The organism is Azospirillum cavernae (assembly GCF_003590795.1).
In the GTDB taxonomy this organism is placed as follows: domain Bacteria; phylum Pseudomonadota; class Alphaproteobacteria; order Azospirillales; family Azospirillaceae; genus Azospirillum; species Azospirillum cavernae.
Genome location: NZ_QYUL01000004.1, coordinates 272,837 through 292,721, shown reverse-complemented (window position 1 = coordinate 292,721; position 19,885 = coordinate 272,837). Strand labels below are relative to the sequence as shown.

Below are 19,885 nucleotides of genomic sequence, written 5' to 3'. Positions count from 1 at the left end.
CGCACGGCGGGTCAGGCCCGCAAATCGGCGTGTTCGCGCCGAAACGCGGCGTCCTTGCGCCCGATGGGAACGGGAGGCAGCGCGTTCGCGGCGACCAGGCGGCGCAGGAAACGGGTCAGCCAATCGGGCGGCGGCGGATCGAAGCGGATGTCGGCGCGCGCCAGCCGGTCAAGCGTCCGGCGGTGGTCGTAGCGGATGTTTCGGGGTTGACGACGCGCCCAAAACAGGGCGATGGCCAGCGCAGGATCGCGATGCCGCGCCGCCCGCTCGAACAGGCTGGCGAAGTCCGGCGCGTCGGTCGGTTCCAGCGGGAAGCCCAAGCTGCGCAGCGCCTCGAAGATGTCGGCGTAGGCGATTTCATGCTCGCTGTCGACGTGGAAGACGCCGCCGGACAGGTCGGGGTTGAGCGACAAATCCACGATTCCGGCGGCGACGACATCGACCGGGCTGAGCGCGATGCGCTCGTCCACCCGCGTCGGCAAGGCCCCCAGCCGCGCCACCGCCGACAGGAATTGAACGAAGCGGTTGTCACCGGGGTTGCGCTGAAACGCGCCGGTGCGGGAGTGGCCCGACACGTTGCCGGATCGGTACACAAAGCCGACGCCGCCCTTCAGCATGAAGGACCGGACCAACCGTTCGGCTTGGAATTTGGTCCGCTCATATTCGTTCTGGAAGCGCTGCCCGATGTCCAGCGCGTCTTCGGTGAAGATGGCCGGCTCCGTCCCTTCGTTCACGCCAGCCACCGCCAGAGTCGACATATAGTGAAGGTGCTTGGGCCGTCCGCTGCTGGCGAGCGCGATCAAGCTTCGCACCGGGCGGATGTTCTGCGCCTCGAACAGGGCGGCGTCGCCGAACAGGCGGGTGTCGGCGGCGAAGTGGTAGATGGCGTCCAGCCCGGTTTCCAACGTCGCGAACTCGGCCTCCGTCAGGCCAAGCCTCGGCGCGCTGACGTCTCCTTGCAGCACAATCACCCGGTCGCGATGGTCGGCGAGCGGCGTGTCGGGGAAATAGCCGTCATAAGCGCTTTCCAAGCGGTGGCGCGGAGACACGCCGCCGCTGGCGCGCACAAGGCACTGGATCCGCGCGTCGGTTCGCGCCAACAACGCGTGCAGGACATGGCACCCGACGAAGCCGGTGGCGCCGGTCAGAAGGATGTCGTGGTAGGTCCGTTGCGCCGGGGCGGGCGGCTCCAGCGCCAGAGCCGTCGGCACGTAGGTCAACAGCCCGGTGCTGGACCCCGGTTCGACCAGAAGCCGCCCATCGCGCGGCGGCTCGTCCGCCACCCCGACCTGAGCCAGCAAATTCTGGCGAATGGCGCGCATCAGGGCGATCATCTCCCTCTCGCTCTCGCGCGTTGGGGAGAAAGACAGGTCGGCGACCAGATGCCCATCGACCGTGCGGGCGGTCAGCTTCAGGTCGTAAAGGCGGTTGTTGGCACCGCCGCGCGCCGGTCCGGGCGCATGACGGGACGGCGTCAGGCCCAGGGATTCCCCGGCGAAACGGAAGTCGCCCAGATAATTGTAGCAGACGCGCGACCGTCGCGATCGATCCGCCCCGGCCAGCCCATAGGCCACGCCGAGATGCGGCGTGTTGGCGAAGACCGCCTCCACCGCCTGCCGCGTGGCGACCGGATCGCGACGATGGACCGGCAAAGAGACGGGAAAGGTCGAGGTGAACCAGCCGACCATGCGCGATGGGTCGAGCCGTTCGTCGAAGGACAGCCGACCATGGCTTTCCACATCGACCGTCAGGTGATCGATGTCGCGCCCCGTTCCACCATCCGCCATTGGGCTATGGGCTTGGGGGCTGTAGGCTTGGGCGAAGGCCGCGAGCAGAGCGGCGTGCAGCCGCGACCCGGCGGCGTCGTGCAGGCGGGTGGTTTCCGCGCGGGTGAAGGCGAGCCAGACCGTGCGGGCGGCGCCCTCCACATTCTCGGGCCGCTCTTCCGCCGCGTCCTTGGCGACCGCGTCCCAGGCGGAAAGGTCGGGGCGCAGATGCTCGACCGACTCCTCCATATGGTCCACCCAGTCCCAGAAGCCGTGACGGCCAGGGGGAATCGTCGGCTCTTGCCCGCTCGCCAGCGCGGCGTGGATGCGGTCGAGATCGTCCAGCACGATGCGCCACGACACCGCGTCAATCGACAGATGATGGCAGACCAGCAGCAGGTGGCTTCGCCCTTGCTCCCCGTCAAACAGGTGGGCGCGAAACACCGCGCCGCTGGCCAAATCAATGGCGCGATGCAGCCCATGCGCCACCCGGCTGATTTCCGCCGCCTCATCCATGCCGGGGTCGATGCGGGAGTGGGACAGGATGCGGTCGCCGGTGATCGTCGCCGGATGGGCGCTCCAGCCGCCATCGTCGGTCCGTCGGTAGGCGGTGCGCAGCAGCGGGTGGATGTCCACCAGCCGGGCCAGCGCCTGTTTCAGCCGGTCGGCCTGCGCCGGACGGTCGGTCGCCAGCAAGATCGCCTGATTCCAATAGTCTGGATCGGCGAGACCCGCCGACAGGAAATCCCGTTGGGCCGGGGAAAAGCGGTCGCCGCCCAGGCGGGAGGGGCGGGCGTTCGGCTCGTCCAACGCGGCGGGGGCGCTGAGCGCGGCCGCCAGCCCGGCCAAGGTCGGGTTCGCCAGAAAGGCGGCGGCGGAAATCGCGTGGCCTGTGATCTGGAGATCCGAAATCACTTGGATCGCGCCGATGGAATCGCCGCCAACGTCAAAGAAACTGTCGGTTCGGCCAAAGCGTCCATGACCCAGATGCTTGCGCCAGATCGCCCGCAATTCCACGTCCTGCGGATCGTCGAGGGTCCTGTCCGCGTCCTCATCGCCGTCCCCATCCCCGTCATTGCTGGACAGCGCGGCCAACGCCGCTTCCACCTTTGGCTGAAGCGCCTTGCGGTCGGTCTTGCCGTTGGCGTTCAGCGGAAACGCGTCGAAGCCGAACAGGCGGGATGGGATCATGTGGGCGGGCATGACGGCGGCGAGCGCCGGTTTCAAAGAGTCGAGCGTTCCGACCCGCCCATCGGCGGTTCGCGCCGCCGCGATCAATTGCCCGCGACCATCGACGATCAGGAAATAAGCGGCGGCCTCTTCGATGCCCGCGACGCCGCGCATCGCGGTTTCCACATGCTCAAGCTCCACGCGGTAGCCGTTGACCTTGACTTGACGGTCGATCCGACCGCGAAACTCCACGATTCCCGCCGCGTCGATCCGCACGAAATCGCCGGTCCGATAAAAACGCATGTCGCCTTCGACATCGGACACAAAGCTGGCGGCGGTGGATGTCGCATCGCGAAAATAGCCAGGTCCGACCGACGGGCCGCCGATGAACAGCTCCCCCACGACGTCACGGTCCCAAAACGCGCCGTTCTCGTCGCGCGCCAACAAACGGGTCTGGCCGAAGGGCGCGCCGATGGGAACCGACGCGGAGGTCAGACGCAACAGATCCTGTTCGGCGCGAATGACATGGCCGGTGACGCCGACCGTCGTTTCGGTCGGGCCGTAATGATTGACGAGAACTTGCGTGACGGCGGCCCGCCAGATGTGCGTGGCGAAGGGAATGGTCAACAATTCGCCGCCCAGCACGAGAAAGCGCAGGGCCGGACGTTTGCGGTCGGCGAGCTGGAACATCGCCTTCCAGTGCGACGGCGTGATCTTCAAAAACTCAATGCGGTGATCGACCAGATAGCCGAGCATCCCCGCCGGGTCGCGGCGCAGGTCCGAATCCAGCAGATGCAGCGTTCCGCCGGTCCACAAGGACAAAAACAGGCAGGTGTTGCCAAGATCGGCGGCCAGCGTGCTGACATGGGCGTAACGCAGCGCGTCGGCGATCTCCAGACGCGCGATCAGCGACGTGGCGTAATGGGCGATGTTGCCATGATTGACGAGCACCCCCTTCGGCGCGCCGGTCGAGCCGGAGGTGAACAGCACATAGGCCGGATCGGACGGGCCAAGCGGCTCCAACCGCTCCGCCTCGCTCGCGGCGCCGCTTTCCAGAGCCTCCAGCGCGACGGCGGCGATCCCCGCCTCGCGCAATCGGCGCGCGGTGGGGCCGTTCGCGATCACCTGGGCGGCCCCAATGGCGCCAAGCCGATGCCGGTGTTCGTCGGGGTTGCCGTCCTCCTCCACGACGGTGTAGGCGCCGCCGCAGCGCATCACGCCGACCAGAGCGATCAGAAGATTGGCCGAACGGGGAAGATGCACGGCCACCAGGTCGCCACGGGCGATTCCGCTGCGGCGCAGGCCCTCGGCCAAAAGACCGGCGCGGAACCACAGATCACGGTAGGAGACATGTTCGTCGCCCGCCACAATCGCGACGCGGTCGGGCGTTTCGTGCGCGAAATGACCGATTCGATCAAGCAGCATTCCAGTCCTCTTGAGATCGGCGGCGCGCGTCCCGCCATCCCCAGCGTGGGAGCGGGGCGGGTCGCGCTGACGGCTTCACGGAATCCAGGGCGGTTGGGAGGCCAGCCCGGATCACAGGGGGAACCCGCCTGCGCCGTCGGTATTCACCCGACGCGGCGCAGGCGGCGTGACCGTGGGAGTCAGCTCCAGAACGCGAGCGGCTTGTCCGGCGTCGGGCAACCGATGAAGGCGGCCATGCCGACGCGGTGCGTGTCCTTGCAGGAGGTGACGCCGTGCAGCATCCGCGAACTGAAAATGATGAGGTCGCCCACCTCGGGATGCAGAACGACGCGCGGCGGTTCGATTGAGGCGGGGTCAAGCCCCTCGACGTCGAGGATGGTCTGCTTTTCCGCCGCCGTCGGCTCGCGCAGCCAAAGCTGAAGATCGCCGCCGACCTCGGGAACCTTCAAATAGATGTTTGCGACCAGTTGGTTGATGAAGGAGGCGATTTCGGGCGCGTCGGTTTCTTGATCGATCTGATCGTTGTGGGGGTAGAACTCCGACGTCGTCGGCTGAAAGACGCGGAACGCGCCGACGAAGCAGGTGCGTCCGTGCAGGCGCAGCAGGTTGGCCCCCGTCGGCCACAGTTCTTGCAACAGAAGCCGCACATAGTCGACGGGCGACAGAAGCGGAAAATACATAGCGCGGACGTCGTTGATCGAGGGGAGGGCGGCGTTGTGATATTTGTCGATCTCCTCCGCCTTCCATTTCGTGTCGATGTGCGGCATGTACACGCGGCCGACGCTGCTGGTGTATTTCTTGTGATAGTGGCCCAGAGCCGGGTGATTCATCGCCTTTTCAGAAAAGCGGGCCGAAATGTCCTCGGGATAGAAATTCCGAACATGAATCGCGCCGATTTCCCGGCTGGCGAGTTGCAACAAGGTTTCGGTGGTCAGTTCGTGAGCAACCAGGTTGGTTTCCTCGACGGGGCGCTGCGCCGACACGGCATTCATCACGATGTCTCCCAGAAATGCGGTTGTCGCACCGCCGACGCCCTGCCGGTCCATCCGGTTCCAAGGCCGCCATTCGATGCGGTGGCGCACTTTCAGCAAAACGGATGGTCAGCGCACCTGTGGACTCTTGCAGTTGATCGAATATTTAAATCATGAGAGTTTGGAAATTTATTCATCAATAATAATTAATAATACAATGGTGTATAAATTGTTTATCTCTGTATATGTCGCTGAATTGACGAGTCGTATGACGAAAACTATATTTCAGACATAAGTTATATATTTTATACTATCGTGTGCAATCTGCATTGTGTTGACTTGTTCTGTTTTTTCACTCTATGGATTGGCAAATTGCACCGTCGGGGAGGATGTCCGTGGTCCCGCAAACAGCCGAATTTCGAGCCGACACCGTGTGGAACGCCCGTGTCGATCTGGCCGCCGCTCTGCGATGGGCGTCCCGTTTGGGATTTGGCGAGGGGGTTTGCAACCATTTCAGCGTGATGCCGCCGGGCGGCGGCGGTCATTGCCTCATCAACCCGTTCGGTCGCCATTGGGCGGAAATGCGCCCCGGCGATCTGCTGTTGTTGGACGATGGCGGGGCCGTGATCGACGGGTCGGGGGAGGTTGAGGCGACCGCCTTCCACATTCATTCCCGCCTGCACCGCCACCGACCGGACGCGGTGGCGGTGCTGCACACGCACATGCCCCACGCCACCGCGCTGACCATGATCGACGGCGGCCGGTTGGAGCCGTCGCATCAGAGCGCGTTGCGCTTTTACGGGGTGATCGCCTATGACGATCATTACAATGGGCTGGCCCTGGACGCGGGCGAAGGCGACCGGCTGGCCGCCGCCATGGGGGAGGCGCGCATCCTGTTCATGGCGAATCATGGGGTGATCGTCACCGGACCGTCGGTCGCCGAGGCCTTTGACGCCCTCTATTATCTGGAGCGCGCCTGTCAGGTTCATCTGCTGGCCCTGTCCACGGGGCGGCCCCTGCGGGTGATCCCCGAGGATGTGGCCAAGCGGACTCGCGCCCAATTCGACCAGGACGCCCGCCTCTACGCTTCGGCTCATTTCGAGGCGTTGAAACGCATGCTGAAAGCCGAGACGCCGGATTTCGACGACCGATCCGCCGCGATGGAGTCCGTCAAGGCTGTGTAAGATCCCTCTTCTGGGGAAGAGGGATCTGTCGGTCAGACCGCTTTGGCGGTGGACAGGAACTCCTCCACCGCGCCTTTCAGGCCACGGCTGTCGCGGGACAGGACTTCGGCGGCGCTGAAGACGCGGCGGGACAGGGCGTCCGTGGCCTCCACGGCGCGGGCGATGACGGAGATGTTGCGCGACGCCTCGTCGCTGCCCGACGCGGCGGCGCGCACGCTCTCGCTGATCTGGCTGGCGGTGCGGCCCTGCGCCTCCACCGTGCTGGCGACGTCGCGGACGTTGCTGTCGATGTCGTGGATGATCGCCGTCACCTGTTGGATGGTGGCGACGGCGCGGTCGGTTTCGGCGCGCACGGCGGCGATCTGGCCGGTGATTTCCTCCGTCGCCGTGGCGGTCTGGTCGGCCAGCGCCTTCACCTCGGCGGCGACGACGGCGAAGCCCTTGCCCGCGTCGCCCGCCCGCGCCGCCTCAATCGACGCGTTGAGCGCCAGCAGGCGGGTTTCCTTGGCGATCTTTTCAATCAGCTTGACCACCGCGCCGATGCGGGCGGAGGTTTCCGACAGGCCGCGCACGGTGCGGTCGGTGTCGCGCGCCTGATCGCTGGCGCGGGTGGCGATGCGGGCGGTTTCGCCGACCCGTTCCAACATGCGGTCGATCTGGCGCGCCAGATCCTCGACCGCGCCCGCGACGTTGCCGACGTTGGCCGAGGCTTGGCCGGCGCCGTCCGCCACCACGGCGCAGCGTTGCGAGGTTTCCGCCGCCGTGCCGCGCAGTTCCGACGCCACGCCCTGCACATCGACCAGCGCGCTTTCGACGCTGCGCAGCATGGCGGTGCCCTGGTTGTCGAACTGGGTCATGGCGTCTTCCAACCGGCGCTGGCGGGTGGCGCGTTCGGTTTGCTCCTGCCCGGCGCGCTGCTCTTCGCGCAGCCGGTCGATTTCGGCCAGCTTTTCCTTGAAGATCTTCACCGCGCGCGCCATCGCGCCGATTTCGTCGCGCTTGGCCGTGTGCGGGATGTCGCCCGCCGTGTCGCCGTCGGCCAGCCGCAGCATCGCCGCTTCGATCCCGCGCACCGGGCCGACGACGCTGCGGATCACCAGCAGCATGGCGGGCAGCAGAACCAGCAGCACGGCGCCCGCCACCAGCATGGTCAGTTGCACCAAGCGGTGGTTGGCCTGCCGAATCGCCTCGTCCGCGCCGAGCAGCCGTTCCGACGTCGCCTGATAGAGGGACTGGAACAGGGCGTTCACCGGCTCCGACGCCGCTTTCAGACCGCCGACCAGCTCCACCAGGGTCATGCGGTTGCCGCTTTCCAGGCCGCTGGTCTGGGTTTGGACATAATCGGTGAAGGCCTTGAAGTTCTTTTCAAACTCCGCCTCCTTGCCGTTGCGTCGCGCCGGATCTCCGGCGGTCGAGCCGATGAAGTCCAGATTGGCGCGGACGATGGTGAAATGGCCCTTCAACGCCTCGGCGTCGGTGATCGACCAGGCTTCCAACAGGCTGGCGTGGGTCTGCTGCACGCCGAACCACGCGTCGGTCAGGGTGTCGCGGTCGGCGCGCAGCTCGACGCTGGCCTCGACCGCGCGTTCAACCGCGCCGTTGGCGATGAACCCGGCGGCCAGCACGGCGGCGAAGCCCAGCGCCGCCACCACGGGCAACAGCCACAGACGGGCGCGGATGGACAGGGTCATGGCAGGGGCCTTTCGCAGCGGCGGCGAATGAGATGGTCGATGGACAGTTCGCCCGGCCCGCGCAGGATCACGTAGAGCAGCGCCGAGGCCCACAGCAGATGGTCGGGCCAGCTTCCGGGATAGACGAAGATCTGAATAGTGAGGGTCATCCCCAGCAGCGCCCCGGCGCTGAGCCGCGAGGCCAAGCCGATGACCAGCAGAACCGGAAACAGATGCTCCGACACCGTGGCCAGCACGGCGGCGAGGTCGGGGGGCAGCAACGGCACCCGGTATTCCGTTTGGAAAAGGTCGAAGGTGCTCTCGTTGATGTGAAAGCCGGTCACTTTGGTCTGGCCGGAGCGCCAGAAGATGGCGGCGACGCCCCAACGGGCCAGCGCGCCGTGCAGCCAATTGGGCGAGCGGCTCAGCCCGTTGAGCAGGCTGAGCAGGCGGGGGCCAGCATGCGGGGAAACGGGGTGGTGGTCATGGCAGGCTGTATCCCCCAAAGGCGCGGGCGGCGAGCAAAGCGGCCAACTCCCCCGCAAGGTCAAAGGTCGGATCGGTGGCGAGCGCGCTGTCCCAAGCGGCGGCCAGCGGCTGCCGCGCAGCCAGAGCCATCAGAAAGGAAAAGGCGCCGCGCGACACCGGGCGGATCTCCACCGCCATGTCGGGCCGGTGGATCAACAGATGGGCCGGGCCGCTGTCGAGCCGGATTTCCACGTCCGGCGCGTCGGGTTGGTTGCCCCGCCAGATCGCGTCCACTGGATAGGCCGAGGCCAACAAGCGTTGCGAGGGCAACGGCGTCAAACACAGCTCGCCCAGCCGTTCGGGGTCGAGCGTCGCCAAAATCTGCGGGTGCAGCGGTTCGGCATCGGCGGCGTGATAGGCGTGGGTCCAGGCGATGTCCAGCCGGGCGACGTCGGTCAGATAGGGCAGCTCCGCCACCGGGGCGTAGCCGGTGAGAAAGCCCGGAAACTCCCCGCCGATGGTCAGCAGGGAGGCGCGGCGCGGCGGGTGGGCGCGCAGGTAATCCTGCGCCATCCGCTCAAAGAACGCCTCGCCGACCAGCCGCCGCACGACGGGGAAGGCGTCGCCCAACGCGGCGGACAGGCCGAGCATGGTGGTGTTGCGGTGGATCGACAGGCGTTCCAGCGTCGGCGGACCGCCGCAGTCGGCCAGCGCGCTCAGCAATTGGGCGCGCCCGCCGGAATCAAAGGCGAAATCGCGCATCCGGGTCTGGAACTCACGAACGCGGCGCATCGGCGGCCTCCCCCGGCTGGCGGGCGGCCAGCGCGTCGGCGGCCTCGGAATCGGCGCGCCACGCCTCGTCGCACAGCACGTCCAGCGGCGGCACGTCGGTGTCCCATTCGATCAGGGTCGGGCGGGCGCCGATGCGGGCGACCGCCGCGCGGTAGAGCGCCCAGACCGGCGGTGCGACGCGCGATCCGTGATCGTCGATGCGGATCTCCGTCCCATCGGGGAAAATCCGGTGGTGATGCCCGGCGAGGTGATACTCGCCGACCGCCTCGGCGGGGATGGCGTCGAGATAGGCCAGCGGGTCGGTTCCGATGTTGCTGGCGCAGACGAACAGGTTGTTGACGTCCAGCAGAACGCCGCAGCCGGTGCGCCGGACCAGCTCGGCCAGAAATTCCGGCTCCGGGATCGGGCTGTCGGCGTAACGGATGTAGGCCGACGGGTTTTCGATCAGGATGCGGCGGCACAGCCGATCTTGCGTCTGGTCGATGCGGGCGGCGACATGGGCCAGCGTGTCGGGGGTGTAGGGGATCGGCAGCAGATCGTTCATGTGGACGCCGTCGCTCTGGTTCCAGGCCAAATGCTCCGACACCAGGGCCGGGCGGGTCCGTTCGACCACCAGGGCCAGCGCGTCGAGGTGATCCTCGTCCAGCGGCGTCGCCCCGCCCAACGACAGGCCGACGCCATGGACCGACACCGGGTAATGCTCGCGGATGGCCGACAGCCAGCGGTGGGGCGGGCCGCCAGCGCCCATGTAATTCTCGGCGTGGATTTCAACGAAGGCGACCGGGGGACGGGTTTCCAACAGCAGCGCCTTGTGCCGCGCCTTCAACCCGATGCCGCCCATCGCGGGCGGCGGGGTGGGCTGGTCGGCGGCGTGGTCCGTCAAGCGGACGCGGGTGGCGCACAGCGTCATGGAAATCCCTTCCCCCGGTCGGGTGTGCGTTGGCGCGGTGGTCAGCCCGCCTTCGGGGTCAGGCTGGCGCCGACCAGCTTGCCGCAGGTGCCCTTGGGAACGACGAGGAAGGCGTGGCCGTCGCCGTCCTTCTTCGAGGTTCCGGCGCAGGACGAGGTCGGGGTCTGGCAATCATTCATCCCGGCCTTGGAAATGCCGTAGCATTTTTCCTTTTCGTCGGCGGCCTGGGCCGTGCCCATGGTGACGCCCGCCAGAGCGGCGGTGATGGCGGTGGCGGCGATCAGGCTGGCGAGCTTGGTCTTGGTCTGGATGGTCATGGCGGCGTTCCTCAGTGGGCTGTTTCGATGGACGGACTGTCGCAGGTTCGAACGCTCTTGTGAAATGCAGGGGGGCTATGAATTTGATAGCCTTTGGGAATGGTCTTCACGATTCGATCACAGGCGCGTGATTGGACGGGTGACAGGCGGGCCGCCTCTTCCGCGCCTCTCCCGGCAATGATTCGGATCAATCGGGACGCAGGGTGGTTGTCATGGCAGCCGCGCGCCATCCGCGCCGCTGCGCGCCCGGCGTCGGCGTAGACTGGCGCGGTGAAGCGTCCGCGTCGCTGGGCCGGGTCGCCGTCCAAAACGCGTAAGAAAAGCGCCGACGTCACGCGTCGGCAAGGAGCTTGGGGTATGAACCTGAAACGCGTCGTCCTTTTGGCGGGGGCGCTGGCGCTGCTCGCCGCCGCCGGTCTTTACGGCTATCGGGCCATGCAGGGGCAGGGGCTGCCCGATGGTTTCGCGTCCGGCAATGGCCGGATCGAGGCGAGCGAAATCGACGTCGCCACCAAATACGCCGCCCGCGTCCTGACCATTCCGGTGGAGGAGGGCGACCTGATCGAGGCCGGGACCGTCGTCGCCACCCTCGACACCCGCGATCTGGAGGCGCAACTCCGCGCCGCCGAGGCGCTGAAACGCCAGTCGCAGCAGGCCCGCGACGAGGCCATTGCGCTGATCGCCCAACGAACCAGCGAGGCCGATTTCGCCGCCAAGGAGATGGAGCGGGCGCTGGTGCTGTTCGGCAAGGGCCATGTCTCCGAACAGCGGGTCGATCAGGCGCGCAACCAGCGCCGCACCGCCGACGCGGCTCTGGCCGCCGCGACCAGCCACCGGGCCAGCGCGCAGGAGGCCATCGCGGCGGCGGTCGCCGACGCCGACCGGCTGCGCGATCTGGTCGCCGATGGGGTGCTGAAGGCCCCGCGCAAAAGCCGCGTGCTCTACCGGCTGGCCGAACCGGGCGAGGTGCTGGCGGCGGGCGGCAAGGCGGTGACGCTGCTGGATCTGAGCAACGTCTACATGACCTTCTTCCTGCCGACCGACCGCGCCGGAACGCTGGCGCTGGGGGCGGAGGCGCGGATCCTGCTGGACGCGCTGCCCGGTCTGGCGGTTCCCGCGACCGTCACCTTTGTGGCCCCGCGCGCGCAATTCACCCCGAAACAGGTGGAAACCCGCACCGAACGCGACCGCATGATGTTCCGCGTCAAGGCCCGCGTGCCCGACGCGCTGGTCGCCCAGCATGTCGAGCAGGTGAAAACCGGCCTGACCGGCGTGGCCTATGTCAAACTTGCCCCCGCCACCGCTTGGCCGGATTGGTTGGAATCGCGCCTGACCAAAGCGGGGACGGGGGTGGCCGGAGCCGGATCGTGAGCGCGCCCAGCCCAGCGCCGACCAGCCCCGCGCCAGACAGCAGCCCGGCCCCCGCCGTCCAGCTTTCGGGCGTCCATCACCGCTACGGCAAAACTCTGGCGCTGGACGATGTGAGCCTGACGATCCCGGCGGGGGTGAGCGTCGCCCTGATTGGCCCGGACGGGGTGGGGAAATCGACCCTGCTCGGCCTGATCGCCACCGCCAAGCGGGTGCAGGAGGGCGATTTCGCGGTTCTCGGCGTCGATCTGCGCGACCGGCGCGGGCGCACCGCCTTGCAGCCGCGCATCGCCTACATGCCGCAAGGACTGGGCCGCAACCTCTACGCCGATCTCAGCGTCGCCGAAAATCTGCAATTTTTCGGGCGGCTGTTCGGGTTGAACGCGGCGCAGCGGCAGAAGCGCATTCAGGATCTGTTGGACGCCACCGGGCTGGCCCCCTTTCCCGACCGTCCGGCGGGCAAGCTGTCGGGCGGCATGAAGCAAAAGCTTGGGCTTTGCTGCGCCCTGCTGCACGACCCCGACCTGCTGATTTTGGACGAGCCGACCACCGGCGTCGATCCGCTGTCGCGCCGCCAATTCTGGGATTTGATCGACCGCATCCGCGCCGGGCGCCCCGGCATGACCGTTCTGGTCGCCACCTCCTACATGGACGAGGCGGAGCGGTTCGACCGGGTGATGATGATGAACGCGGGCCGCCTGCTGGCCGACGACGCGCCCGCCGCCCTGAAATCCCGCCACAAGGCGGACGATCTGGAGGAGGTCTTCATCGCCCTGCTGCCGGAAGAAACGCGGGGCGACCATGAAAAGCTGATCGTGCCGCCCCGCCCGGCGGACCAGGACGGCGCGGAACCGGCCATCGAGGCGCGCGATCTGACCCGACGCTTTGGCGATTTCACGGCGGTGGACGGCGTCAGCTTCCGCATTGGGCGCGGCGAGATTTTCGGCTTTCTCGGCTCCAACGGCTGCGGCAAGACGACGACGATGAAGATGCTGACCGGGCTGCTTCCGGCCAGCGCGGGCGAGGCCAAACTGTTTGGCGCGACGGTGGACGCGGGCGATCTGGCGACCCGGCGGCGCGTCGGCTACATGGCGCAAGCCTTCTCGCTCTATGGCGAATTGACGGTTCAGCAGAATCTGGTTCTGCACGCCCGCCTGTTCCATTTGGCGGACTCCGCCCCGCGCATCGACGCCTTGGTCGAGCGTTTCGGGCTGACCCCCTACCGCGACGCGGTGGCCGAGCAATTGCCGCTGGGCGTGCGGCAACGGCTGTCGCTGGCTGTCGCCATTTTGCACGAGCCGGAAATCCTGATTCTGGACGAGCCGACCTCGGGCGTCGATCCGGTGGCGCGTGACCAATTTTGGCGTGACTTGATCGCCCTGTCGCGCGACCAGGGGGTGACGATCTTCATCTCCACCCATTTCATGAACGAGGCGGCGCGTTGCGACCGCATCGCCTTCATGAACGCCGGGCGCGTCATCGCCGCCGGACCGCCGGAGGAATTGCGCGCCCAGCAGGGGGCGGCGACGCTGGACGACGCCTTCATCGGCTTCATGCGGCAGGCCCAGAAAGACGAGGCGGGCGACGCGGCGGAAGAGGCGCCCAGCGCCGCCGCCCTGGCCCCCAACGAAACCACCGCCGAAGCCGCCGCGCCGCATCAGCAGGGCGGGGCGTCGCGGCGGCGGTTGCTGGCCTACGCGTGGCGGGAAACGCTGGAGTTGCGGCGCGACCCGGTGCGGCTGACGGTGGCGCTGCTCGGCACCGTGCTGTTGATGCTGGTCTTTGGCTTCGGCATCACCATGGATGTGGAAAATCTGCGCTTCGCCGTGCTCGACGGCGACCGCACGCCGGAAAGCCGCGCCTACATCGAACAGTTTGAAGGCTCGCGCAGCTTCGTCGCCACGCCCCCGGCCAGCGATCCGACCGACCTCGCCTTGCGTTTGCAGCGCGGCGAAGCGGCGCTGACCATCGAGATTCCCGCCGGATTCGGGCGCGATCTGCGGCATGGGACCGCCCCGGAACTGGCGATCCGCATCGACGGGGCCATGCCCTTCCGCGCCGAAACCATCCAGGGCTACATCGTCGGGCTGCACCAGCGCTTCATCGAGGACAAGGCGCGGGAGTCCGGGATCACCTTGCCCGCCGCCACGGCGCAGCTCGACATGCGTTACCGCTACAACCAAGCCTTTCGCAGTTTGGACGCCATGGTGCCGGGCATCATCGGCCTGCTGCTGATCTTCATCCCGGCGATTCTGGCCGCGCTTGGCGTGGTGCGTGAGAAGGAGTTGGGATCCATCACCAACCTGTACGTCACCCCGGTGACGCGGCTGGAGTTTCTGGTCGGGAAACAGCTTCCCTACATCGGCTTGGCCGCCTTCAATCTGCTGGTGATGATCGTCATGGCGGTGGGGCTGTTCGGCGTGCCGGTGAAGGGCAGCCTTGCCGGGTTGATCTTGGGCGGGTTGGTTTATGTCTGCGCCACCACGGCGTTTGGGCTGCTGATTTCGGTCTTCACCGCCACCCAGACCGCCGCTGTGTTCGGCACCGCCATCGCGACGATGATGCCCGCCACCCAATTTTCCGGGCTGCTGCAACCCGTCTCCACCTTGCAGGGCGGGGCCTGGTTGATCGGCACGCTGTTTCCGACCACCCATTTCCTGAAACTGTCGGTCGGGGCCTTCACCAAGGGGTTGGGCTTCGTCGAGCTACTGCCCTTCGTCGCCGCCATCGCCGTCTTTGTCCCGGCGTTGCTGGCGCTGGGCGTCATCTTCCTTCCCAAGCAGGAGCGTTGAGCCATGGCCCTGCTGCCCGAATCCTCCTCCGCCTGGCGCTTTGTCCGCAACAGCCTGACCCTGGCGCGCAAGGAGTGGATCAGCCTGCTGCGCGACGGCTTCATGCTGGGATTCGTCATCTATTCCTTCAGCCTGTCGGTCTACAGCCAAGCCACCGGCATTTCCCACGAGCTGCGCAACGCCGCCATCGCCATCGTGGACGAGGACCGCTCGGCCCTGTCGCAACGGCTGATTTCCAGCTTTCACGGGCCGGAGTTCCAGACCCCGACGCTGATCGGCCACGCCGAGGTCGATCCGGGCATGGCGGCGGCGCGCTACACCTTCGTGCTCGACATTCCGCCGGACTTTCAGTCCGACGCGCTGGCCGGGCGCAGCCCGACCGCGCAATTGCTGATCGACGCCACCGCGATGATGCAGGCGGGCATCGGGGCCGGGACCATCCAGGGCATTCTGGACGACGAGGTCGGGCGTTTCGTCCGCCACGAGGCGCCCGCCGCCGCCGCGCCGATTTCCCTGCAAGTCCGCGTCGCCTACAACGAGGCGCTGGAAACCGCGTGGTTCACCGGCACCATGTCGGTGGTCGGCAACATCACCATGCTGGCGGTGCTGCTGGCCGGGGCCGCCCTGATCCGCGAGCGCGAGCATGGCACGCTGGAGCATCTGCTGGTCATGCCGGTGCGCCCGGCGGAAATCATGACGGCGAAGGTGTTGGCCAACGGCGCGGTCATTCTGGCGTTGACGATCTTCTCCCTGTTCGCCGTGCTGCGCGGGCTGCTGGGCGTGCCGTTGGCCGGATCGGTGCCGCTGTTTCTGGCGGGAACCGCGCTTTACCTGTTCTTCGCCACGGCGCTGGGGATCTTTCTGGGCACGGTGGCGCGGTCGATGCCGCAACTGGGGTTGCTGTTCATCCTGATCGTGCTGCCGATGAACATGCTGTCCGGCGGTTTCACCCCTCTGGAAAGCGAACCGGATTGGTTGCAATTGGCGATGCAGCTCTCCCCCTCCACCCATTTCGTCGCCTTCGCCCAAGCCATCCTGTTCCGTGGCGCCGGGTTCGACGTGGTGTGGCCGCGCTTTGCCGCCACGGCGGGGATCGGCGCGCTGTTCTTCGTCTGGAGCCTCGCCCGCTTCCGCAGCCATCTGGCGAGTTTGCGGTAGGGGGGGCGCCGGATCGGCGTCACTCCAGCCAGTTTTCCACGACAAGCCCCTGGACGCGGCGAAACTCCCGCTCGTTCGCCGTCACCAGCGTGACGCCAAGCGCGCGGGCGTGGGCGGCGATCAACAGGTCGTTGCCGCCAATCGGTTGGCCCGCCGCCTCCAGCGCGGCGCGGATGTCGCCGTAATCGACGTCGGTCGGCGCGTCGAGCGGCAGCACGGCGACGTCAGCCAACAGATCCTCCACCCGCCGGGTCAGCTTGGCCGAGCCTTTTTTCGCGGCGCCGTAGCGTAACTCCCCCGCCACCACGATGCTGGTGCACACGGCGTCTTCGCCAATCCGGCGTATGTGGTCGGCCACCTTGCCCGCCGGGTTTTTGATGAGGTCGCTCATGACGTTGGTGTCGAGCAGGTAGCGCATCAAAAAACATCCCTCGGCGGAATCGGCGGATCTTCGACGGTCGGAAGCTCGTCGTCCAGCGGCTCCCAACCGTCCAGCAGCGCCAAAAGCCCTTTTTTGTGAATGGGTTCCAGAATCAGCCGATCACCGTCGCGGCTGATGAGCACCGACTCGCCCGGCAACTCGAACTCCACCGGGATGCGCACGGCTTGGCTGCGGTTGTTGCGGAACAGGCGGGCTTCTTTCGGGCGCGGCGCGGCGGGTTGCGGCATGGTTCGGCGCTCCTGTGCATATGCTTCCTGTATATGCCAAAGCGCGCCGCCGATCAACCGGACGCCTCTTTTCGCGCCCGGTCGCGAGCCTGCTCAATTCATCGCCACTCGGCCATCACATGCCCACTCTTTAGCCATTCGCCTGTCTGCGCCGCCCATCGCCGACACCGCCGGAAAACGCTGTCCACACCGTCAAATTTTGTCTCTCTGGACAGGTTTTCCAACGTCTGAAAGAATGTGGATATTCGGACTGTTTAGCCATCCCACCAATCTGGCCCGCCTTTTGCTGCTGGATCGGGTGAGAGACGCCAACGCGAGGACGCCACGCCCGTGCCAGCCGCCCACACAGCCGCCCACACAGCCGCCCACACAGCCACCCACACCGTCGCCGCTCCGCCGCCCGCGCCGCTTGTTGAAGCGGAGGGAGAGCCGGGACGCGAACCGGGCCGGACCATCGTCGACATCCGCCATTTGACTCTGACCTATCAGGCCGCCGACCATCCGGTCTACGCGCTGAGCGACGTCAGCCTGTCCATCGCGCAGGGCGATTTCATCTCCCTGATCGGCCCCAGCGGTTGCGGCAAGACCACGCTGATGCGGGTCATCGCCGATCTGGAACAGCCCAGCTCCGGCGACGTGCTGGTCAACGGGATGACGCCGGAACAGGCGCGGCTGAAGCGCGCCTACGGCTATGTGTTCCAGGCCCCGGCGCTCTACCCGTGGCGGACGGTGGAGCGCAACGTCACCCTGCCGCTGGAGATCATGGGAACGCCGCGCGCCGAACGACAGACCCGCGCGCGCGAACAGTTGGAGCGCGTCGGGCTGACCGGGTTTGAGCGGAAATTTCCCTGGCAACTCTCGGGCGGCATGCAGCAGCGGGTGTCCATCGCCCGCGCCTTGGCCTTCAACCCCGATCTGCTGCTGATGGATGAGCCGTTCGGCGCGCTCGACGAGATCACCCGCGACCATCTGAATCTGCAACTGACCCAATTGTGGCGGCGGACGCGCAAGACCTGCGTCTTCGTCACCCATTCCATCGCCGAAGCGGTGTTTTTGTCCACCCGCATCGTGGTGATGAGTCCGCGCCCTGGCCGCATCCTCGACGTCATCGACTGCGCCCGCGACCTGCCGCCGGAGCGCACGCTCGACATCCGCGAGTCGCCGGAATTCCAGCGCATCGCCCACCGGGTCCGCGAAGGGCTGATGGAGGGGCATTCCTATGACGACTGAGCGAATCCTCCCCGTCGCCGTGATGAGTTTGGCGATCATCATCCTGTGGTACGCCGGGGCGGTTTGGCTGAACAGCCCGCAGGCCGCCGAGGCGCTGACCCGCGCCGGGGCGGATTGGGGAACCGGCGATCTGATCCGGCAGACCTTCGCGATGAAGCGCCCGATCCTGCCCACCCCCGATCAAGTCGCCGTCGATCTGTTCCAATCCCTGACCGGAACCCCCGTCACCCACATCCGCAACCTGCTGTATCACACCGGCGTCACCGCCGGGTCGGCGCTGACCGGCTTCGCGCTGGGCGTCCTTCTGGGGGTGGGGTTGGCGGTCGGCATCGTGCAGGTCCGCACGCTGGAGGCCAGCCTGCTGCCCTGGGTCATCGCCTCGCAAACCATTCCGATTTTGGCGATCGCGCCGATGATCGTCGTCATTCTGGGCAATCTGGGCTTCACCGGCCTGCTGCCCAAGGCGATCATCAGCATGTATCTGTGCTTTTTTCCGATCACCATCGGCATGGTCAAGGGGTTGCGCTCCGCCGATCCGTTGACGCTGGATCTGATGCGCACCTACAGCGCGGGCAGCGCCCAGACCTTCCGCCTGCTGCGGCTTCCGGCCTCGCTGCCCTTCCTGTTCACCAGCTTGAAGGTGGCGGTCGCCGCCAGCGTCGTCGGCGCCATCGTCGGCGAGTTGCCGACCGGCGGGCAGGCGGGGTTGGGCGCGCGGCTGCTGTCGGGATCCTATTACGGCCAGACCGTGCAGATCTGGAGCGCGCTGGTGATGGCGTCCCTGCTGGGCGTCACGCTGGTGGCGGTGGTTGGCTTGGCCGAACGGGCGCTGGTCCGCTCCGGCCCTGGAGGTGGTCGATGAGCCGTCTGCAAACCCAAACGCCGCCCCAAATTTCGCCGATGGCTCCTTGGCCATTGGTCGCGCTGCTGGCCCCGCTGTTCCCGCTGGCGATGCAGGACGGTCAAGCGCTGTATCTGCCGCAAAGCCCGCTGGCCCTGGTGGCGTTCGCCCTGCTGGTGGGGAGCCTGCTGCTGCGCCGAGTCGCCGGGGGCGGTCGGTCGGAAGCGGCGCTGTTGCTGGTCGGCGTCGCCGCCGGATACGCCGCGCCCTTGCTGCTGTTGGCGCGCGGGCTGCGGCCCGAAATCGGGTTGTGGCTGCTGCTGCTCGGCGCGACCTTGCTGCTGGGCCGCGTGCTGCGCCTGTTGGCCGAGGCGACGGGACCGGCGCGCCACGCCTGCCCGGCGCTGTTCGGGCTGGCCATCCTGTTGCTGTGGGAGATTCTGACGCGCGGGTTTCAGGTTCCCGCCATTCTGCTGCCGCCGCCCAGCGCCATCGCCGCCGCCTTCGCCGCCAACGCCGCCGATCTGTGGGATGATTTCGGCCAGACCGTGCTGACCTCCGTCCTGCGCGGCTATCTGTTGGGCTGCGGGGCTGGATTCGCCGTGGCGATTCTCGCCGACCGCGTGCCCTTTCTGGCGCGCGGCCTGTTGCCGCTGGGCAATTTGGCCAGCGCCATTCCGGTGGTGGGGATCGCGCCGATCATGGTGATGTGGTTTGGCTTTGATTGGCAATCGAAGGCGGCGGTCATCGTGGTGATGACCTTTTTCCCCATGCTCATCAACACGCTGGCCGGTCTGGCGAGCGCCGAGCGCATCCAGTTGGACCTGATGCGGTCCTATGGCGCGGGCTATTGGCGCAGCTTGCTGCTGCTGCGCTTGCCCTGCGCCTTGCCCTTCCTGTTCAACGGGTTGAAAATCAATTCGACCTTGGCCCTGATCGGGGCCATCGTCGCGGAATTCTTCGGAACGCCGGTGGTCGGGATGGGGTTTCGCATCTCGACCCAGGTGGCCCGGATGAATCTGGATGTGGTGTGGGCGTCGATCACCGTCGCCGCCCTCACCGGATCCGCCCTCTACGGCGCGCTCGCCTTGGCGGAGCGCCGCGTCACCGCCTGGCACCCGTCTTTCCGCAAGCGTTGATCCATCCCACGGACC

16 protein-coding genes are annotated in these 19,885 nt (G+C 66.9%); 7 read left to right on the top strand and 9 right to left on the bottom strand.

Annotated elements, in window-relative coordinates; genetic code table 11:
* Nucleotides 1-11 precede the first annotated feature (11 nt).
* Together D3877_RS24515 and D3877_RS24510 are read right to left on the bottom strand one after the other, a co-directional pair.
* Entirely contained in the window at nucleotides 12-4,361 is a 4,350-nt protein-coding gene (locus D3877_RS24515; protein ID WP_119833415.1) for an SDR family oxidoreductase, read from the bottom strand.
* 179 nt (nucleotides 4,362-4,540) lie between these two features.
* Entirely contained in the window at nucleotides 4,541-5,353 is an 813-nt protein-coding gene (locus tag D3877_RS24510) for a 2OG-Fe(II)-dependent halogenase WelO5 family protein (protein ID WP_119833624.1), read from the bottom strand.
* 374 nt (nucleotides 5,354-5,727) lie between these two features.
* Here D3877_RS24510 and D3877_RS24505 point away from each other — a divergent pair, with 374 nt between their 5' ends.
* A complete protein-coding gene (locus D3877_RS24505) occupies nucleotides 5,728-6,516 on the top strand; it encodes an aldolase (protein WP_238475064.1) in 789 nt (262 codons plus the stop codon).
* A gap of 32 nt (nucleotides 6,517-6,548) precedes the next feature.
* Here D3877_RS24505 and D3877_RS24500 read toward each other — a convergent pair whose 3' ends face one another.
* The 5 genes from D3877_RS24500 to D3877_RS24480 are packed head-to-tail and all read right to left on the bottom strand — an operon-like array spanning nucleotide 6,549 to nucleotide 10,673.
* Nucleotides 6,549-8,207: a methyl-accepting chemotaxis protein gene (locus D3877_RS24500; RefSeq protein WP_119833413.1), complete on the bottom strand. Its 1,659-nt coding sequence runs from the start codon at nucleotides 8,205-8,207 to the stop codon at nucleotides 6,549-6,551.
* Nucleotides 8,204-8,692, bottom strand: a complete 489-nt coding sequence (locus tag D3877_RS24495) for a DoxX family protein (RefSeq protein ID WP_119833412.1) — start codon at nucleotides 8,690-8,692, stop codon at nucleotides 8,204-8,206. The genes D3877_RS24500 and D3877_RS24495 overlap by 4 nt, the downstream gene beginning before the upstream one ends.
* The gene (locus D3877_RS24490) at nucleotides 8,670-9,446 is read right to left on the bottom strand and encodes an HvfC/BufC N-terminal domain-containing protein (RefSeq protein ID WP_119833411.1); all 777 of its coding nucleotides are present in this window, start codon (nucleotides 9,444-9,446) and stop codon (nucleotides 8,670-8,672) included. Before D3877_RS24490 ends, D3877_RS24495 begins: the two co-directional genes overlap by 23 nt.
* Nucleotides 9,430-10,356, bottom strand: coding sequence for an MNIO family bufferin maturase (bufB, locus tag D3877_RS24485; protein WP_119833410.1), 927 nt, complete (start codon nucleotides 10,354-10,356; stop codon nucleotides 9,430-9,432). The genes D3877_RS24490 and bufB overlap by 17 nt, the downstream gene beginning before the upstream one ends.
* Nucleotides 10,357-10,397: 41 nt before the next feature.
* Complete coding sequence (locus D3877_RS24480) at nucleotides 10,398-10,673, bottom strand: BufA1 family periplasmic bufferin-type metallophore (protein ID WP_119833409.1); 276 nt, start codon at nucleotides 10,671-10,673, stop codon at nucleotides 10,398-10,400.
* A 357-nt stretch (nucleotides 10,674-11,030) separates the two neighbouring features.
* Here D3877_RS24480 and D3877_RS24475 point away from each other — a divergent pair, with 357 nt between their 5' ends.
* The 3 genes from D3877_RS24475 to D3877_RS24465 are packed head-to-tail and all read left to right on the top strand — an operon-like array spanning nucleotide 11,031 to nucleotide 15,991.
* Nucleotides 11,031-12,044, top strand: coding sequence for an HlyD family secretion protein (locus D3877_RS24475; protein ID WP_119833408.1), 1,014 nt, complete (start codon nucleotides 11,031-11,033; stop codon nucleotides 12,042-12,044).
* Nucleotides 12,041-14,833 (top strand): ribosome-associated ATPase/putative transporter RbbA, encoded by a 2,793-nt coding sequence (gene rbbA / locus D3877_RS24470; protein WP_119833407.1) that lies wholly within the window; start codon nucleotides 12,041-12,043, stop codon nucleotides 14,831-14,833. Before D3877_RS24475 ends, rbbA begins: the two co-directional genes overlap by 4 nt.
* 3 nt (nucleotides 14,834-14,836) lie before the next feature.
* Nucleotides 14,837-15,991 carry an ABC transporter permease gene (locus D3877_RS24465; RefSeq protein WP_119833406.1) on the top strand — a complete coding sequence of 385 codons (1,155 nt, stop codon included), beginning with the start codon at nucleotides 14,837-14,839 and terminating at the stop codon, nucleotides 15,989-15,991.
* A gap of 19 nt (nucleotides 15,992-16,010) precedes the next feature.
* Here the strand turns inward: D3877_RS24465 and D3877_RS24460 are convergent, their stop codons facing one another.
* Together D3877_RS24460 and D3877_RS24455 are read right to left on the bottom strand one after the other, a co-directional pair.
* Nucleotides 16,011-16,409, bottom strand: coding sequence for a type II toxin-antitoxin system VapC family toxin (locus D3877_RS24460; protein ID WP_119833405.1), 399 nt, complete (start codon nucleotides 16,407-16,409; stop codon nucleotides 16,011-16,013).
* A complete protein-coding gene (locus D3877_RS24455; protein WP_119833404.1) occupies nucleotides 16,409-16,660 on the bottom strand; it encodes an antitoxin in 252 nt (83 codons plus the stop codon). Before D3877_RS24455 ends, D3877_RS24460 begins: the two co-directional genes overlap by 1 nt.
* 453 nt (nucleotides 16,661-17,113) lie before the next feature.
* Here D3877_RS24455 and D3877_RS24450 point away from each other — a divergent pair, with 453 nt between their 5' ends.
* The 3 genes from D3877_RS24450 to D3877_RS24440 are packed head-to-tail and all read left to right on the top strand — an operon-like array spanning nucleotide 17,114 to nucleotide 19,870.
* Nucleotides 17,114-17,890 carry an ABC transporter ATP-binding protein gene (locus D3877_RS24450; RefSeq protein WP_119833623.1) on the top strand — a complete coding sequence of 259 codons (777 nt, stop codon included), beginning with the start codon at nucleotides 17,114-17,116 and terminating at the stop codon, nucleotides 17,888-17,890.
* Entirely contained in the window at nucleotides 17,880-18,752 is an 873-nt protein-coding gene (locus tag D3877_RS24445; protein WP_238475063.1) for an ABC transporter permease, read from the top strand. Before D3877_RS24450 ends, D3877_RS24445 begins: the two co-directional genes overlap by 11 nt.
* Nucleotides 18,749-19,870 carry an ABC transporter permease gene (locus D3877_RS24440; protein WP_199720937.1) on the top strand — a complete coding sequence of 374 codons (1,122 nt, stop codon included), beginning with the start codon at nucleotides 18,749-18,751 and terminating at the stop codon, nucleotides 19,868-19,870. The genes D3877_RS24445 and D3877_RS24440 overlap by 4 nt, the downstream gene beginning before the upstream one ends.
* Nucleotides 19,871-19,885 lie beyond the last annotated feature (15 nt).

Coding starts and splice junctions, on each gene's coding strand:
- D3877_RS24515 (WP_119833415.1), bottom strand. CDS start 4,361: ATGCTGCTTGATCGAATCGGTCATTTCGCGCACGAAACGCCCGACCGC.
- D3877_RS24510 (WP_119833624.1), bottom strand. CDS start 5,353: ATGAATGCCGTGTCGGCGCAGCGCCCCGTCGAGGAAACCAACCTGGTT.
- D3877_RS24500 (WP_119833413.1), bottom strand. CDS start 8,207: ATGACCCTGTCCATCCGCGCCCGTCTGTGGCTGTTGCCCGTGGTGGCG.
- D3877_RS24490 (WP_119833411.1), bottom strand. CDS start 9,446: ATGCGCCGCGTTCGTGAGTTCCAGACCCGGATGCGCGATTTCGCCTTT.
- bufB (WP_119833410.1), bottom strand. CDS start 10,356: ATGACGCTGTGCGCCACCCGCGTCCGCTTGACGGACCACGCCGCCGAC.
- D3877_RS24480 (WP_119833409.1), bottom strand. CDS start 10,673: ATGACCATCCAGACCAAGACCAAGCTCGCCAGCCTGATCGCCGCCACC.
- D3877_RS24475 (WP_119833408.1), top strand. CDS start 11,031: ATGAACCTGAAACGCGTCGTCCTTTTGGCGGGGGCGCTGGCGCTGCTC.
- D3877_RS24465 (WP_119833406.1), top strand. CDS start 14,837: ATGGCCCTGCTGCCCGAATCCTCCTCCGCCTGGCGCTTTGTCCGCAAC.
- D3877_RS24460 (WP_119833405.1), bottom strand. CDS start 16,409: ATGCGCTACCTGCTCGACACCAACGTCATGAGCGACCTCATCAAAAAC.
- D3877_RS24455 (WP_119833404.1), bottom strand. CDS start 16,660: ATGCCGCAACCCGCCGCGCCGCGCCCGAAAGAAGCCCGCCTGTTCCGC.
- D3877_RS24445 (WP_238475063.1), top strand. CDS start 17,880: ATGACGACTGAGCGAATCCTCCCCGTCGCCGTGATGAGTTTGGCGATC.
- D3877_RS24440 (WP_199720937.1), top strand. CDS start 18,749: ATGAGCCGTCTGCAAACCCAAACGCCGCCCCAAATTTCGCCGATGGCT.